This is a genomic window from Methylobacterium sp. FW102-HT35C08 (assembly GCF_058790235.1).
This window is the reverse complement of record NZ_JBYTCL010000002.1, coordinates 3,616,225-3,632,037: the sequence shown is the minus strand read 5'-3', so window position 1 is coordinate 3,632,037 and position 15,813 is coordinate 3,616,225. Positions and strand designations below refer to the sequence as shown.

At 68.2% G+C, this 15,813-nt stretch carries 12 protein-coding genes; 5 read left to right on the top strand and 7 right to left on the bottom strand.

Annotation, left to right across the window (positions count from 1 at the left end):
- Positions 1-2: 2 nt before the first annotated feature.
- The 3 genes from AC3WSN_RS17350 to AC3WSN_RS17340 all read right to left on the bottom strand — a co-directional run bounded on the left by AC3WSN_RS17350 (position 3) and on the right by AC3WSN_RS17340 (position 3,557).
- On the bottom strand, positions 3-1,091 hold the full coding sequence (locus AC3WSN_RS17350; protein WP_492539603.1) for a branched-chain amino acid aminotransferase: 1,089 nt from the start codon (positions 1,089-1,091) through the stop codon (positions 3-5).
- A 91-nt stretch (positions 1,092-1,182) separates the two neighbouring features.
- Positions 1,183-2,943, bottom strand: coding sequence for an ABC transporter ATP-binding protein (locus AC3WSN_RS17345; RefSeq protein WP_492539601.1), 1,761 nt, complete (start codon positions 2,941-2,943; stop codon positions 1,183-1,185).
- A 92-nt stretch (positions 2,944-3,035) separates the two neighbouring features.
- Positions 3,036-3,557, bottom strand: a complete 522-nt coding sequence (locus AC3WSN_RS17340; protein ID WP_492539599.1) for a Spy/CpxP family protein refolding chaperone — start codon at positions 3,555-3,557, stop codon at positions 3,036-3,038.
- Between the two features lie 151 nt (positions 3,558-3,708).
- Between AC3WSN_RS17340 and AC3WSN_RS17335 the strand changes: the two genes are divergently transcribed.
- The 5 genes from AC3WSN_RS17335 (at position 3,709) to AC3WSN_RS17315 (ending at position 9,096) form a co-directional block, all read left to right on the top strand.
- The gene (locus AC3WSN_RS17335; RefSeq protein ID WP_492539597.1) at positions 3,709-4,671 is read left to right on the top strand and encodes a metal ABC transporter substrate-binding protein; all 963 of its coding nucleotides are present in this window, start codon (positions 3,709-3,711) and stop codon (positions 4,669-4,671) included.
- A 22-nt stretch (positions 4,672-4,693) separates the two neighbouring features.
- The gene (locus AC3WSN_RS17330; protein WP_492539595.1) at positions 4,694-4,885 is read left to right on the top strand and encodes a hypothetical protein; all 192 of its coding nucleotides are present in this window, start codon (positions 4,694-4,696) and stop codon (positions 4,883-4,885) included.
- A 225-nt stretch (positions 4,886-5,110) separates the two neighbouring features.
- Complete coding sequence (locus AC3WSN_RS17325) at positions 5,111-6,859, top strand: heparinase II/III family protein (RefSeq protein WP_492539594.1); 1,749 nt, start codon at positions 5,111-5,113, stop codon at positions 6,857-6,859.
- A 70-nt stretch (positions 6,860-6,929) separates the two neighbouring features.
- Positions 6,930-8,528, top strand: coding sequence for a bifunctional phosphoribosylaminoimidazolecarboxamide formyltransferase/IMP cyclohydrolase (gene purH / locus AC3WSN_RS17320; protein ID WP_492539592.1), 1,599 nt, complete (start codon positions 6,930-6,932; stop codon positions 8,526-8,528).
- A gap of 337 nt (positions 8,529-8,865) precedes the next feature.
- On the top strand, positions 8,866-9,096 hold the full coding sequence (locus AC3WSN_RS17315; RefSeq protein ID WP_492539590.1) for a hypothetical protein: 231 nt from the start codon (positions 8,866-8,868) through the stop codon (positions 9,094-9,096).
- A 572-nt stretch (positions 9,097-9,668) separates the two neighbouring features.
- On the opposite strand, the gene AC3WSN_RS17310 is transcribed toward AC3WSN_RS17315, so the two are convergent.
- The 4 genes from AC3WSN_RS17310 to acs form a co-directional block, all read right to left on the bottom strand.
- Positions 9,669-11,303 carry an MFS transporter gene (locus tag AC3WSN_RS17310; RefSeq protein ID WP_492543145.1) on the bottom strand — a complete coding sequence of 545 codons (1,635 nt, stop codon included), beginning with the start codon at positions 11,301-11,303 and terminating at the stop codon, positions 9,669-9,671.
- 294 nt (positions 11,304-11,597) lie between these two features.
- Positions 11,598-13,280 (bottom strand): cation acetate symporter, encoded by a 1,683-nt coding sequence (locus AC3WSN_RS17305; RefSeq protein ID WP_492539588.1) that lies wholly within the window; start codon positions 13,278-13,280, stop codon positions 11,598-11,600.
- Positions 13,277-13,648 carry a DUF485 domain-containing protein gene (locus tag AC3WSN_RS17300; RefSeq protein ID WP_192708071.1) on the bottom strand — a complete coding sequence of 124 codons (372 nt, stop codon included), beginning with the start codon at positions 13,646-13,648 and terminating at the stop codon, positions 13,277-13,279. Before AC3WSN_RS17300 ends, AC3WSN_RS17305 begins: the two co-directional genes overlap by 4 nt.
- A 139-nt stretch (positions 13,649-13,787) precedes the next feature.
- Positions 13,788-15,734 (bottom strand): acetate--CoA ligase, encoded by a 1,947-nt coding sequence (gene acs / locus AC3WSN_RS17295; protein ID WP_492539586.1) that lies wholly within the window; start codon positions 15,732-15,734, stop codon positions 13,788-13,790.
- Positions 15,735-15,813 lie beyond the last annotated feature (79 nt).

The following is a 15,813-nucleotide window of genomic DNA, read 5'->3' as shown; positions in this document are numbered from 1 at the left end:
CCCTAAAAGACCTTCTGGAACCAGCCATGGGCGTCATTGGTGTTGCCCCGCTGGATGTCCACCAGAAGGCTTCGCAGCCGCTGGGCCACCGGCCCGGCCTTGCCGTTCCCGATGGTGAAGCTCTCCTCCCGGCCCTTCACGGTGCCGATCGGCGTGATCACCGCCGCCGTGCCGCAGGCGAAGGCCTCGGTCAGGCGGCCCTCTCGCACGTCGGTGCGCCACGCGTCGATCGTGTAGGGCTCTTCCTTCACGGTCAGCCCGGCCTCCCGCGCCAGCGTGAGAACCGAATCGCGGGTGATCCCGTGCAGGATGCTGTCCGACAGCGGCGGCGTGACCAGCGTCCCGTCCTCGAACACGAAGAACACGTTCATGCCGCCGAGTTCCTCAATGTAGCGGCGCTCGACCGCGTCGAGGAACACGACCTGCTCGCAGCCCTGCGCGACCGCCTCTGATTGCGCCGCGAGGCTCGCCGCGTAATTGCCGCCGCACTTGGCCGCGCCGGTGCCGCCCGGTGCCGCTCGCGTGTAATGCTCCGAGACCCAGACCGAGACGGCGTTATTCGGGTCCTTGAAGTACGAGCCCACCGCCGACGCGATGGTGATGAACAGGTACTCGGAGGCCGGCCTGACGCCGAGGAACGCCTCCGTGGCGATCATGAACGGCCGGAGATAGAGGCTCCCGTCCGGCGTGTTGGGGATCCAGGCGCGATCGATCTCGACCAGCTTGTGCATCGCCTCGACGAACGCGTCCTCCGGAAACGGCGCGATCGCCAGGCGCTCGGCCGAGTGGCGGAAGCGGCGGGCGTTGGCGTCCGGCCTGAACAGGGCGGCGCCGCCGTCGGCGGTGCGATAGGCCTTGAGGCCCTCGAAGATTTCCTGCGCGTAGTGCAGCACCGCGGAGGCGGGATCGAGGGGGATCGCCTGGCGCGCCTGGATCCGGGCGTCGTGCCAGCCGCGACCGGCCTCGTAGCGCGCCACCACCATGTGGTCGGTGAACACCTTGCCGAAGCCGGGATTCGCCATCAGCGCGGCCCGCTCCTCGGCGGTCCGCGGGGTGGGATGACTTTGGATCTCGAACGTCAGGTCGCTCACGGTGTGGTCCTCATCGGCTGAGGCCCTTATGGCGCGCTCCGGCGCGCGAATCTACGGAGCCGGCGCATGACGGCGTCGCCGCACATGCGAGTCATTCCGCGGTCGCGGGCTCCGACAGCTGCAGCCGGTGCAGGCGCGCATAGGCGCCGCCGGCCGCGAGCAGGTCGTCGTGGCGTCCAGTTTCGATCACGCGGCCGGCGTCCATCACGGCGATCTGATCGGCGTCGCGCACGGTCGACAGGCGATGGGCGATCACCAGGGTGGTTCGGCCGCGCATCAGTCGGGTCAGCGCCTCCTGGACTAGGCGCTCCGATTCGGAATCGAGGGCCGAGGTCGCCTCGTCGAGGAGCAGGATCGGCGCGTCCTTGAGGAAGGCGCGGGCAAGGGCCACGCGCTGCCGTTCGCCGCCGGATAGCCGGCCGCCGCCGGGGCCGACGCGGAATTCGTAACCCTCCGGCAGGGCGGTGACGAAGCCGTGAGCCGCCGCGGCGCGGGCTGCCGCCTCGATCTCCGCGCCGGTCGCCCCCGGACGGCCGAAGCCGATATTGGCGGCGATCGTGTCGTCGAATAGGACGACCTCCTGCGAGACCACCGCCACCGCGGCGCGCAGGGACGCCAGGGTCACGGCACGGACGTCCTGGCCGTCGATGGTCACGGCGCCGCCGGTGACGTCGTAGAGGCGCGGGACGAGGTTGAGCAGCGAGGATTTCCCGGATCCGGAGCGCCCGACCAGCGCCGTCACCGAGCCGGCCGCGGCCACGAGGTCGATGCCTTCCAGCGCCGGCGCGTCCGGCCGGTAGCGGAAGCGGACCTCCGCGAAGCGGATTGCGCCGGCGGTCACCGTCAACGGCCGGGCACCCGGCGCCTCGCGGATGGCAGGCGCCTCGTCCATCACGTCGAAGTAGCGCCGCAGCGCGGCCGCCGCCTCCTGCAGGATGGCGTTGAGATTGCCCAGCGCCCGGGCCGGCTGCGCGGCCAGCAACAAGGCTGCGACGTAGCCGGTGAAGTCGCCGACCGTCTTCTCGCCAGCCAGGACGCGCTGCCCGACCAGCACCAGCACGCCCGCTACCGCGATGCCGCCGCCGATCTCGAGGAGCGGGTCGAGGCGACCGCGGGCATTGGCGGCCTTCATCTTGAGGCGGCGCACCTCGTCGAGCGCCGCTGCGGCGCGGCCCTTAAGGTAGGGTTCCATCGCGTAGGTTTTGGCGACGCGGGCGCCCTGCAGGCTCTCGGAGATCAGGCTGGCGGTGGCGCCCATCTGCTCCTGCGTCGAGGTCGAGACCCGCCGGAGCTTCTTGCCAATCCGGCCGATCGGCCCGGCCACGAACGGGACCGTGACGCCGGCCACCAATGTCAGCACCGGATCCATCCAGATCAGCGCCGCCACCAAGCCGATCAACATGGCGATGTCGCGGAGCAGCACGGTCGAGATGCGGGTCAGCGCCTCCTTGATGAAGGCGAAGTCTGTGGTGAAGCGCTGGGTCAGCGCCGCAGGGCTCTCGCGGCCGAGCTGTGCGAGATCCGAGTCGATCAGGTGCCCGTAGAGCGCCGCCTGCATGTCGGCCTCGACCCGGGTCACGACGCGGTTGGTCAGCACCGTCTGCCCGTAGAGCGCAAATCCGCGCGTGGCCGTGACCAGGATCACCACCAGCGGCCCGTAGGCGATCGCCGCGGCGTCCTTGCGGTCGAAGGCGTCGAACGCGGCCTTGATCAACGCCGGGTACAGCCCGGTCGAGGCGCCCACCAGCGCGATTAGCACCAGCACGACCGCGAGGGTGGCCCGGTGTGGGTACAGCCAGATGCGCCAGAGCCGGGCGAGGAGGGGGGCCGTGTCGCCGGGAAGGCGCGCCATGAAACCTACCGGGTCGGGTCAATGCCGCCGCCGGACAGGATGCGCGGCGGCAGCGGTTTGCCGCCGCCGCCGCCGCGGATCAAGGCTTTTGGTCAGCGGTCGTCGTCGCGCGGCCCGCGATCGTCGTCATGGCCGTGATGCCAGCCGCCGTAACGCGGTCCGCCCATGGGACGCGCGAGGATCATGGCGCGCCGCTTTTGATCCTGGTCCAGGCTGGCGTAGAGCGGCTGCGAGGCGTCGGCGAGTTTGCGCAGGGCGTCGCCGCGGGCAGTCGCGGAATCCGCCATCGCCCGAAGGGCCGCGGGGGCGTCGTCGCCGAATTTGGGCCGGTCGCGCATGGCCTCGCGGCGCTGCTGGCGCAATTTCGCCATGTCGCGGATCGCGGCTTCCACCGGTGGCCACAGCTTTTCCTGGTCGGGATTGAGCTTCAGGCCGGCATGCAGGGCCGCAATGCGGGCATCCGTGAAGGCCGCACGGTCCTCGGGGCTGAGCGCGCTCCACCGCCCGTGCCCGCGGAAACCCTCGGGGCCGTGGTCGCGCGCGACGGCCGCGCCGGCAAGCCCCAGCCCGAGGGCACCGGTGATCAGGATGGCCGCTCTCAAACGTCGGGACATGAACACCTCCGTCTTGACGCTCTTGGGGCCGTGCTGACCGGCGGTCGGCGGCAGCGCCCAACGCCGCGCATCGAGCGCCGGGCTTGTATCCCGCTTGTGTATGTAACAACGTTACATTACGTCCGGTGCCATGCGGTTGGCGGAGGCGGACATGGTGCGGCGGGCGACGGCAACGATCGGGATGGCGTGGCTCGCGGTTCTGGCCCTGTGTCTCGGCCTCGGCGGGCCGGCCGCGGCGGGATCCGGGGAGCGTCCGGTCCGTGCGGTCGCGAGCTTCTCGATCCTCGCCGATCTGGTGCGGGAGGTGGGCGGCGCGCACGTGACGGTGTCGCCGCTCGTCGGCCCCGACTCCGACGCGCACGGGTTCAGCCCCTCGCCGGGCGACGCACGCAAGGTCGCCGAGGCCGACATCGTCTTCGTCAACGGCCTGGGACTGGAGGGATGGCTCGACCGGCTGATCCGCGCCTCCGGCACCCGCGCACCGGTGGTGGTCGCCTCCACGGGGATCACGCCGATCGCCGCGCAGGACGAACATGCCCATGGGGACGGCCCAGGTGACCGCGACCACGGACACGGGGATCACGCCGTGGACCCGCATGCCTGGCAGGATGTCGCCAACGTACGGATCTACGTGGCGAATATTCGGGACGGGCTCGCCAAGGTCGATCCGGCCCATGCGGACGCCTATCGGGAGGCTGCGACCGCCTTCCTCGTCAAGCTCGACGTGCTGGAGCGGGACGTCCGGACGACGATCGCCCGCATCCCGCCGGAGCGGCGGCGCATCATCACGACCCACGACGCCTTCGGCTATTTTGCGGCGGCCTACGGCCTGCGCTTCATCGCACCGCAAGGTGTGTCCACCGACAGCGAGGCGAGCCCGCGGGATATCGCGGCGATCATCCGGCAGATCCGCAAGGAGCGCGTCCCTGCGGTCTTCCTCGAGAACATCAGCGATCCGCGCCAGATGGCGCAGATCGCCCGCGAGGGCGGTGCCCGGATCGGCGGCAAGGTCTATTCCGACGCGCTCTCGGCACCGGACGGCCCGGCCGCGACCTATCTCGACCTGATGCGATCGAACGTGCAGGCCTTCGACGCCGCGTTGATGCCGGGCTAGCGCCTCTGGCGATCAGGTGGGCGTGAGCTTCAATCTTCGTGCGGGCTTAAGTGCCACGCATGGGACGATTGCCGGCCGCATCGAGGTCTCGCGTCAGTCGATCGGACGCGTCATTCTGGGGCGCCGAAGGCAAGCCCGGACCCGAAGGGGCACGCCGGAGGCGGGCAATCCGGAAGTGCTGTCGCGCGATATCCTGGCGCATCGGCGGCTCTGAATCCCGGGCTCCGCTGCGCGGTCCCGGGATGACGGGTGAAGCTGCGGCCGCGCGGGTACATCTCGAGGCCTCGCCGTGGTTCGCCTTCACCGCGTCGGACATGACATAGCGTAAACCGGCGGTTAAGACGCCCCCACTAGCCTTACGAAACGGGTGCCAGCCGATCCTCGTCGACGAGGGCTCAAGGCCTTGGGGCCTTGTGAAAACGCGCAGCTCGGAGATCGCGTGGCTTGGGGGCCTGACCGCTGGCGTTTCTATCGGCTCGTCGCGCGCGAGGCCGCGCGCGCAGTCCGCGCGGCCAGCGCCAGCGTCACCGCTCCGCCCGACATCCTCGCCCGGATGCGAGTAACCGGGCTGGTGATCGCCCCCCAGGATCTGCGTACCTCCGACGCGACCTTCGCGGACGACATCTACGCCGGCCTGTTCGTCTTCGCGGGCCGCTCCCTGGCTGCGAGCGGCGGCTCACCCTTCGATTATGCCCCGCCCTCGCCGGAATGGGCCGACGAGCTCTACGGCTTCGGCTGGCTGCGGCACCTGCGCGCCGCCGACACCGCGCTCGCTCGGGCTAATGCCCGCGCCTTCGTGGCCGATTTCATCGCCGGACGGGGCGACGCGGCGCTCGCCCGGCAGACGCCGGTGGCGGCCCGGCGGCTGATCTCGTTCCTGTGCCAATCCCCGCTCGTTCTGGAGGGTGCCGACCACGGCTTCTACCAGAACTTCCTCAAGGCGATCGCCCGCAACGCGCAGCAGCTCGAGCGCGACATCCGGCGCGGCGTGCCGCCGCAATGGCGCCTCAACGCCGCAGTGGCGCTCTGCTATGCCGGCCTGTGCTGCGACGGCATCCAGCCGATCCTGCGCCGGGCGACCCGGATCCTGTCGCGGGAGCTCGACCGGCAGATCCTCACCGACGGCGGCCACCGCTCCCGCGACCCGCGCTTCGCCATGGAGCTGCTGCTCGACCTGCTGCCCCTGCGGCAGAGCTATCTCAGCCGCAGCGTCGAGCCGCCGCTCGCGTTGCTGCGCGCCGTCGACCGAATGCTGCCGCTCCTGCGGCTGCTGCGGCACCCGGACGCCTCGCTCAGCCATTTCAACGGCATGGGCGCGACCGATGCGGACCATCTCGCGACGCTTCTGGTCTACGACGGCGCGCTCGCCCGGCCGCTGATGCATGCGCCGAACTCCGGCTACGAGCGCCTGGAGGGTGGCCGGGTCGTCATCGTGGCCGATGTCGGCGCGAGCCCGCCGCTGCCCTATTCGGTCAATGCCGGGGCCGGCTGCCTCGCCTTCGAGATGTCGAGTGGCCCCCAACGGATCATCGTCAATTGCGGCCTGCCGGCGAGTGGGCCGGATCTGCGCCTCCTCGCCCGCTCGACGCCCGCGCACTCCACCGCCTCGGTCGGCGACGCGTCCTCGTGCCGGTTCCTCACCCGCACCGGCTGGTGGGGTGATCGCTGGCTGGCCGACTGGCTGATCCGGCGGCGTGGTCCCGTGGTGCTGGGCGGCCCGTCCGAGGTGGCGGCCGAGCGGGCCGAGGATGACGACAGCGTCACCCTCGCGGCCCGGCACGACGGTTACGGGCGAGATTTCGGAATCGTGCACGAGCGGCGCTGGCAGCTCTTCGCCGCGACCGCGCGCCTGGAGGGCCGGGACGCCTTCCTGCGCCAGGGCAAGGCCTCCAGCCGAGCGCGCCAGCGCGGCCAGAACGTCGCCATCCGCTTCCACCTGCATCCCGGCATAGCCGTGCGGGGCGTTCCGGAAGGCCTCGAACTCGCCTCGGCGCTCGGCGAGATCTGGACCTTCCGCGCGGAGAACGCCGAGATCGCCCTCGAGGAGAGCGTCTACTTCTCCGGACTGACCGGACCGCGCCGCACCGACCAGATCGTGCTCCACCTGCGGGTCGCCGAGGATGTCGAGGTGCGCTGGAGCTTCGAGCGCCTGGCCTCGGCGCCCCTCAGGGGCATCGCGCCATCTTGACAGGGCGGCTGGCCCGGCTGCCCGTTTCCATGCTACCGCGCGCCGAAATCTCGAACCCCGGCACGAAGCTATGGCGCACGATCAGGTGCGGGTCTCCCGCGCGCTCCTCTCGGTCTCCGACAAGACCGGCCTCGTCGACTTCGCCCGGGCGCTGCACGAGCGCGGCGTCGCATTGGTCTCGACAGGGGGCACCCACCGGGCGCTGCAGGAATCCGGCCTGCCGGTGACCGAGGTCGCCGACCTGACCGGTTTCCCCGAGATGATGGATGGCCGGGTGAAGACGCTTCATCCGGCGGTGCATGGCGGCCTGCTCGCCATCCGCGACAACCCCGAGCACCAAGCCGCGCTCGCCGCCCACGGGATCGGCGCGATCGACCTGCTGGTGGTGAACCTCTACCCGTTCGAGGCGACCATCGCGGCCGACAGGCCGGATGCCGACTGCATCGAGAACATCGATGTCGGCGGGCCGGCCATGATCCGCGCGGCGGCCAAGAACCACGCGGACGTTGCCGTCGTCACCGACGCCTCGGACTATTCGGCCGTTCTGGCCGCGCTCGAAGCCAACGACGGCGCCACCGGGGCGGAGCTGCGGCGCCGCCTGGCGCAGAAGGCGTTTGCCCGCACTGCCGCCTACGACGCGGCTATCGCCAACTGGATGGCGGGCCGCTTCGGTTCCGACGAGCCGGCCCTGTTCCGCGCCTTCGGCGGCACCCTCGCGCAAGGGCTGCGCTACGGGGAGAACCCGCACCAGAGCGCCGCCTTCTACCGGGCTCCCGGCAAGCCGCGCGCCGGCGTCGCCACGGCCCGCCAGCTCCAGGGCAAGGAACTGTCCTACAACAACTTCAACGACACGGATGCGGCCTACGAATGCGTCGCCGAGTTCGACCCGGCGCGTTCGGCCGCGGTGGCGATCATCAAGCACGCCAACCCGTGCGGCGTCGCTGAGGGCGCGAGCCTGGTGGAGGCCTATGAGCGGGCGCTGAGCTGCGACCCGACCTCGGCCTTCGGCGGTATCGTGGCGCTGAACCGGACGCTGGACGAAGAGGCGGCCCGCAGGATCGTCGAGATCTTCACCGAGGTGATCATCGCCCCGGATGCCACGCCCGAGGCGGCGGCGATCGTCGCGGCCAAGAAGAACCTGCGGCTCCTCCTGGCCGGCGGCCTGCCCGATCCCCGGGCCGCCGGCGAGACCGTGCGCTCCCTCTCCGGCGGCCTGCTGGTCCAGGGCCGCGACGCGGCCGTCGTGGACGACATGCCGCTCCAGGTCGTCACCCGGCGTGCGCCGACCGAGGCGGAACTCGCCGACCTCCGGTTCGCCTACCGAGTCGCCAAGCACGTGAAGTCGAACGCCATCGTGTACGCCAAGGCCGGCGCCACCGTGGGGATCGGCGCGGGTCAGATGTCGCGGGTCGATTCTTCGCGCATCGCCGCCTGGAAGGCCGCCGAGGGCGCCAAGCGCCTCAACCTGTCGGAGAGCCTCGCGGTCGGTTCGGTCGTGGCGTCGGATGCCTTCTTCCCATTCGCCGACGGTCTGCTGGCCGCGGCCGAGGCGGGTGCGACGGCGGTGATCCAGCCGGGCGGCTCGATGCGCGACTCGGACGTGATCGCGGCGGCCGACGAGGCCGGCCTCGCGATGGTCATGACGGGACATCGCCACTTCCGTCACTGAGGCGCGGTCCAGTCCGGCGGACCTCGCCTGGTCCTGGGCTGCCGTTAACGCTCTGTCGCGAATGCGCGCCCAGGACCGATTTTCCGGTCTCGAGCGCGCGTCGGCGCAACGCTCACAATAGTGTTTATGGACTGGCTTTCTGTAAAAATTCGGCGCTGCGACGTTTGACTATGCCAATCTAGCGTTTTTTGTAATCGAAAATTTTAAGAAATAGCCCACCAGAGGTAAAAACCGAACGCGACTTGATATCGTACCCCCGGATCGCCATGATGATTCAGAAGTGTTCGCGCTGATTGCGTCGCGCAATGTCTGAACGCGATCTGGTCTAGGTGGTCCGATGCTCGTCGCCGCGATGTTGTTCTTGGTCGGGTGGCTGATCGGCCGTCTGTTCGGCGTGGTTGTGTTGGTGACGACCTCGTGCGTCATCCTGTTCACGGCGATGACCATCTTCACGGCCGTCTACGGGATCGACCTTCTGCACGTACTGATCACGCTCGGCTATCTCACCGCGCACCAATCCGGATATCTGCTCGGCGCCTATTGGGGCGGCTACGAGGAACACAGCTGACGCCGACGGCCGCCATCACCACCACCAGACCCACCGGCCGGCCTGATTGTTCACGACAACCCAGATCGCTAATGTTACCAGGCACCAGCTAACTACAAGTAGAAGTGGTGGCCTCTTGCCCGATTCACGCACGGGTCTCGTTTTCAGGTCGGTCACGTCCGCTGGTTTCCGGTCTTTGGCTTCGGGCCAATCTATACGGGAATGTACGGATTATGGTTCCATCGGCCCGGCTATGACCGCGGATCCCCACCTGAATTAGAAATGTCTTTTCGCATATCGATTTTGTTTTCGATAATATCGAAAAACTGATAATATTTGCCCTGACGTCTCAATAGAGACAGATGCTCTGATGAGCAAGGGTATCTATAGTTTAAGTTAGTATTATATTGCTGTGTTTCCACGGCAGATGGCGCTACGGCTATATCGGTCGACCACTCCGAACGGCGTGGTCCAGCGCACGCGGCATGACAGCACAGCCGTCCGGATTGCTGGGCTAGGCGGGCTCCGGCAGGGCCGACATGACAACGCCCAGGCCGCGGGCGGCCTGGGCGTCGATCGGGCAGAGCCGTGGCTCAAGTATCGGCGAAGATGTCCCGGTCCTTGGTCTCGGGCACGAACAGCACGCCGATGACAACCGTCGCGACCGCGATGACGATCGGGTACCAGAGGCCGTAATAGATGTCGCCGGTCTGAGCCACCATGGCGAAGGCCGTCGCCGGCAGGAGGCCGCCAAACCAGCCGTTGCCGATGTGGTAGGGTAGCGACATCGAGGTGTAGCGGATCCGGGTCGGGAACAGCTCCACCAGCATGGCGGCGATCGGGCCGTAGACCATCGTGACGAAGAGCACGAGGATGAACAGCAGGCCGATCACCTGCGCGACCTGCGGCCGGAAGATGTCGAACGGGTTCGACATCTTGACGATCTCGGGGTCGCCGGCCTTCGGGTAACCGGCGGCCTGGAGCGCCGCGGTCGTGGCCTTGTTGGCTTCGACATTGCCGCCCTGCGGGTAGGAGATCTCGGTGTCGTTGACCCGGATCGTCGTGGGCTGTCCGGCGGCACCGGGCGCCGTCGCGTAGCGCACCGAGGACTTCGACAAAAAGTCACGGGCAAGGTCGCAGGGCGCGGTGAACACCCGGGTCCCGACCGGGTTGAACAGGGTTCCGCAGGCGGCCGGATCGGCCGTCACCGTGACCTTCACGCTCTCGATCGCCGCCTCGAGCTTCGGGTTGGCGGTCGAAGTGATGCCCTTGAAGATCGGGAAGAACGTCGCCGCCGCGATCGCGCAGCCCGCCAGGATGATGACCTTGCGGCCGATCTTGTCGGACAGCCAGCCGAACACCACGAAGAAGCCGGTGCCGAGGAGCAGCGACCACGCGATCAGCAGGTTCGCCGTGTAACCATCGACCTTGAGGATCGATTGCAGGAAGAACAGCGCGTAGAACTGGCCCGTGTACCAGACCACGCCCTGGCCCGCGACGAGACCGAACAGGGCGATGATGGCGAACTTCGCGTTCCGCCACTGACCGAAGGCCTCCGTGAGCGGCGCCTTCGATGTCTTGCCCTCCTCCTTCATCTTCTGGAAGGCCGGGGACTCGGAGAGCTGGAGGCGAATCCAGACCGAGATGCCGAGTAGAAGCACCGAGACCAGGAACGGAATGCGCCAGCCCCACTCGGCGAACGCGGCCTCGCCCGTGAAGGTCCGGGTCGCGAGGATGACGAGGAGGGACAGGAACAGACCCAGCGTCGCGGTCGTCTGGATCCAGCTCGTGTAGAAGCCGCGCCGGCCATTGGGCGCGTGCTCGGCCACGTAGGTGGCGGCGCCGCCATACTCGCCGCCGAGGGCGAGGCCCTGCGCGAGGCGCAGGACGATCAGGATGATCGGCGCCGCGATGCCGATGGTCGCCGCGTTGGGCAGGATGCCGACGATGAAGGTCGACAGGCCCATGATTAGGATCGTGATGAGGAAGGTGTATTTGCGTCCGACGAGATCACCGACGCGTCCGAAGACTAGGGCGCCGAATGGCCGGACGATGAAGCCGGCCGCGAAGGCCAGCAATGCGAAGATGTCGCGCGTCGCCGGCGGGTAGGCCGAGAAGAACTGCGCGCCGATGATCGCCGCAAGGGACCCGTAGAGATAGAAATCGTACCACTCGAACACGGTGCCGAGCGAGGATGCGAAGATCACCCGCTTCTCGGCCGACGTCATCGGCCTCGCGGCGTCTCCGGTCCGCGGGATCGCGGTTGCCACAGCCATGAAACAGGTCCTCCCAGACGCATACGGGCGCACCGGGACCCGGGCCGCCCCTTCACCGCCCGGTTTCGCGGGCGGCTCTGCGCACAGCGCAGATCACATATGCGTTATCGCAAGGGCGGGACAGGTCAACCGGTAAAGCGATCGTGAAGAACCCTATCAACACGGGCGCTTACGCGGGTGTGCCGGAAACGACGAAGGGCGCGGCTCACGCCGCGCCCTCCACCTGTTTGATGCTTCGACTCTGGGTCAGTGTGCGTGCGCGCCCGAAGCCCCGATACCGGTCTCGGAGCGCACATACTGCGCCTCGAACGCGGCCCGCTCGCGCTGGGCCCGGCGGGACTTGTCCATCAGCGACACGACCCAGATCGTCGCGAAGGCCAGCGGCATCGAGAACAGCGCCGGGTTGTCGTAGGGGAACAGCGGCGCCGGGTTGCCCAGCGTCGTCACCCACACGGCCTTCGACAGCACCACCATGATCACGGCGGCGAGCAGGCCGACGAGACCGCCGGCGAGCGCGCCCCAGGTCGTGGTGCCGCGCCACAGGATCGACATGGCCAGCACCGGGAAGTTGCAACTCGCCGCCACCGCGAAGGCGAGGCCGACCATGAAGGCGACGTTCTGGTTCTCGAACACGTAGCCGAGGTAGATCGCCACGATGCCGATCACCACCGCCGAGATCTTCGAGAGGTTGACCTCGTGCTTCTCGGTGGTGCGCCCGCGGGCGATCACCTGGGCGTAGAGGTCGTGGCTGATCGCCGAGGCGCCGGCCAGCGTCAGGCCCGCCACCACCGCCAGGATGGTCGCGAAGGCAACGGCCGAGATGAACCCGAGGAAGTAGGGGCCGCCGACCGCGTTGGCGAGGTTCACCGCCACCATGTTGGTGCCGCCGATCATGTCCTTCAGCTTGTCGAAGGTCCCGGCCGCGCCGAGCTTGAAGTAGCTCGGATCCGACATCAGCAGGGCGATGCCGCCGAAGCCGATGATGAAGGTGAGGATGTAGAAGTAGCCGATCAGGCCGGTGGCGTAGAACACCGACTTGCGCGCCGCCTGGGCGTCCGAGACCGTGAAGAACCGCATCAGGATGTGCGGAAGGCCGGCGGTGCCGAACATCAGGCCGACGCCGAGCGAGATCGCCTCGACCGGGTTCGACACGAGACCGCCCGGTGCCATGATGGCGTCGCCCTTCGGATGGACCTGCACGGCGCTGGCGAACAGCACCTCCGGGTTGAAGCCGTACTTCAGCAGCACCGCGCCGGCCATGAAGGTCGCGCCGCCCAGGAGCAGGCAGGCCTTGATCACCTGCACCCAGGTGGTCGCCTTCATGCCGCCGAAGGCGACGTAGACGATCATCAGGACGCCGACGATGATCACCGCGTACAGGTAGGGCAGTCCGAACAGGAGCTGGATCAGCTTCCCCGCACCGACCATCTGGGCGATCAGGTAGAAGGCCACCACCACCAGCGTGCCCACCGCCGAGATGATGCGGATCGAGGTCTGGTCGAGGCGGAAGCTCGCCACATCGGCGAAGGTGAACTTGCCGAGGTTGCGCAGGCGCTCGGCGATCAGGAACAGCACGATCGGCCAGCCGACCAGGAAGCCCGTGGAGTAGATCAGCCCGTCAAAGCCCGAGGTGTAGACGAGGCCCGAGATGCCGAGGAACGAGGCCGCCGACATGTAGTCGCCGGCGATCGCCAGCGAGTTCGTGCCGGCCGAGATGCCGCCGCCGGCCGCGTAGAAGTCGGCGGCCGATTTGGTGCCCTTGGCCGCCTTGTAGGTGATGCCGAGCGTCAGCAGCACGAAGAACAGGAACATCAGGATGGCCGGCCAGTTCGTGGCCGATTGCGCCACGGCGCCGAGATCCGGGCCGGCGGCGTAGGCGGCGCTCGCCGCGATCACGGCGAGCGTCAGGCCGAGGAAGAGACGGCTCATCGGGCGACGCTCCGCTTCAGGGCGTCGCTCAGCGCGTCGAACCGGGTGTTGGCCCTGGCCACGTAGACGCCCGTGAGCGCGAAGGCGAACAGGATCACGAACACGCCCGCGAACAGCCCGAGGGATGCGGTACCGCCGACCTTCACGGCGAGCAGCGACTTGTCGAAGGCGATCAGGCCGATGAAGCCGAAATAGACCACCAGCATCAGGCCGGTCAGGATCCAGGCGAACCGGGTGCGCTCGCCGACGAGCTGCTGGAATTCCGGGGTCCGGGCGATCCGCTCGACTTGCGGATCGACGTCGGTCCCGAGTGGTCGTGCTCCTGGGGGCGCCGTGCGCCCTCGCAGGTCGAGTGTCGTGCCGCTCATGGCTGTTCCTCCCGCGAGGGCGCTCTCTGGCCCTCCGGTGCATCGCGTTGATGGTTTGTGGTTCTTGTTGGAGGCGGGCGCCGGACCGGCATCCGCCTCGGTTTGAACCCGCTCCGCCGGTCCGGCGGCGCGGATGCGATCAGGCCCGGTTCTGCCGGTTCTCGATCAGGTCGTCGACCACGGCGGGCTCCGCCAGGGTCGAGGTGTCACCGAGCGAGCTGAAATCGTCCTCGGCGATCTTGCGCAGGATGCGGCGCATGATCTTACCCGACCGGGTCTTGGGCAGGCCCGGGGCGAACTGGATCAGGTCGGGGGAGGCGATCGGCCCAATATCCTTGCGGACCCAGGTCACGAGCTCCTTGCGCAGGGCGTCGTCACCCTCCTCGCCGTCGTTGAGGGTGACGTAGGCGTAGATGCCCTGGCCCTTCACGTTGTGCGGGTAGCCGACGACGGCCGCCTCGGCGACCTTCGGGTGGGCGACGAGCGAGGATTCGACCTCGGCGGTGCCCATGCGGTGGCCCGAGACGTTGATGACGTCGTCGACCCGGCCCGTGATCCAGTAATAGCCGTCAGCATCGCGCCGCGCGCCGTCGCCGGTGAAGTACTTGCCCGGATAGGTCGAGAAGTAGGTCTGCGCGAAGCGTTCGTGATCGCCGTAGACCGTGCGCATCTGGCCCGGCCAGGAATCCGCGATGCACAGGTTGCCTTCGCAGGCGCCCTGCAGGACCTTGCCCTCGGCGTCGACCATCTCGGGCGTCACGCCGAAGAACGGCCGGGTCGCCGAGCCGGGCTTGAGCGCGGTCGCTCCCGGCAGCGGGGTGATCAGGATGCCGCCGGTCTCGGTCTGCCACCACGTGTCGACGATCGAGCAGCGCTTGTCGCCGACCACGTTGTAGTACCACTCCCAGGCTTCCGGGTTGATCGGCTCGCCGACCGAGCCCAGCACGCGCAGCGACTGCCGCGAGGTCTTCTTCACCGGTCCCTCGCCGCCGCCCATCAGCGAGCGGATGGCGGTCGGAGCCGTGTAGAAGATGTTGACTTTATGCTTGTCGATTACCTCCCAGAACCGGGAGGTCGACGGATAGGTCGGGATCCCCTCGAACATCAGCGTCGTGGCGCCGTTCGCGAGGGGGCCATAGACGATGTAGCTGTGGCCGGTGACCCAGCCGACATCGGCCGTGCACCAGTACACGTCGCCTTCGCGGTAATCGAAGACGTATTCGTGCGTCATCGAAGCGTAGACCAGATAACCGCCCGTGGTGTGGACCACGCCCTTCGGCTGGCCGGTCGAGCCCGAGGTGTAGAGGATGAACAGCGGGTGCTCGGCCTCCACGGCCGTGGTTGGGCACTCGTCGGTCACCTGCTCGGCGGCCTCGTCATAGTAGACGTCCCGGCCCGCCTCCATGGCGACGCTGCCGCCGGTGCGCCGGACCACGACCACGTGGTCGACGAGGTCGGTGCCGATGCGCTTGATCGCCTCGTCGACATTGGCCTTGAGCGGCACCTTGCGGCCGCCGCGCAGGCCCTCGTCGGCCGTGATCACCAACTTCGAGCCGCAGCCCTGGATGCGCGAGGCGAGGGAATCCGGCGAGAAGCCGCCGAACACGATCGCGTGGATCGCGCCGAGCCGCGCGCAAGCGAGCATCGCGTAGGCGGCCTCCGGGATCATCGGCAGATAGAGCGTGACCCGGTCACCCTTGCCGACGCCGCGGTTGCGCAGGACGTTGGCCATCCGGCAGACCTGCGCGTGCAGCTCGCGATAGCTGATGTGCTTGGACTCGTCGGGATTGTCGCCTTCCCAGATGATCGCCGTCTGATCGCCGCGGCTCTCCAAGTGGCGGTCGATGCAGTTATAGGCGACGTTGGTCGTGCCGTCCTCGAACCACTTGATCGAGACTTTGCCCGGCTCGAAGCTGGTATTCTTGACGCGCGTGTACGGCGTCATCCAGTCGATGCGCTTGCCGTGCTCGCTCCAGAAGGTGTCCGGATCGGAAACCGACGCCTCATACATCTGCCGATACTTGGCATCGTCGACGTGAGCGCCCTCACGCCACGCAGCCTGCACCTCGATGACCCTGCCTTCCATGGCGTTCCATCCCTGTTTTGGTGCCCGATCGTATCGCGGTGAGTGCCGCGCAGCCAGGACTTCCAAAGTAACGTAGCCT

What these genes read in the sequence shown, in the direction of transcription:
- AC3WSN_RS17300 (WP_192708071.1), bottom strand. Translation starts at nt 13,648, where the DNA reads ATGAGCGGCACGACACTCGACCTGCGAGGGCGCACGGCGCCCCCAGGA.
- AC3WSN_RS17335 (WP_492539597.1), top strand. Translation starts at nt 3,709, where the DNA reads ATGGTGCGGCGGGCGACGGCAACGATCGGGATGGCGTGGCTCGCGGTT.
- AC3WSN_RS17345 (WP_492539601.1), bottom strand. Translation starts at nt 2,943, where the DNA reads ATGGCGCGCCTTCCCGGCGACACGGCCCCCCTCCTCGCCCGGCTCTGG.
- AC3WSN_RS17315 (WP_492539590.1), top strand. Translation starts at nt 8,866, where the DNA reads ATGCTCGTCGCCGCGATGTTGTTCTTGGTCGGGTGGCTGATCGGCCGT.
- purH (WP_492539592.1), top strand. Translation starts at nt 6,930, where the DNA reads ATGGCGCACGATCAGGTGCGGGTCTCCCGCGCGCTCCTCTCGGTCTCC.
- AC3WSN_RS17310 (WP_492543145.1), bottom strand. Translation starts at nt 11,303, where the DNA reads ATGACGTCGGCCGAGAAGCGGGTGATCTTCGCATCCTCGCTCGGCACC.
- acs (WP_492539586.1), bottom strand. Translation starts at nt 15,734, where the DNA reads ATGGAAGGCAGGGTCATCGAGGTGCAGGCTGCGTGGCGTGAGGGCGCT.
- AC3WSN_RS17305 (WP_492539588.1), bottom strand. Translation starts at nt 13,280, where the DNA reads ATGAGCCGTCTCTTCCTCGGCCTGACGCTCGCCGTGATCGCGGCGAGC.
- AC3WSN_RS17340 (WP_492539599.1), bottom strand. Translation starts at nt 3,557, where the DNA reads ATGTCCCGACGTTTGAGAGCGGCCATCCTGATCACCGGTGCCCTCGGG.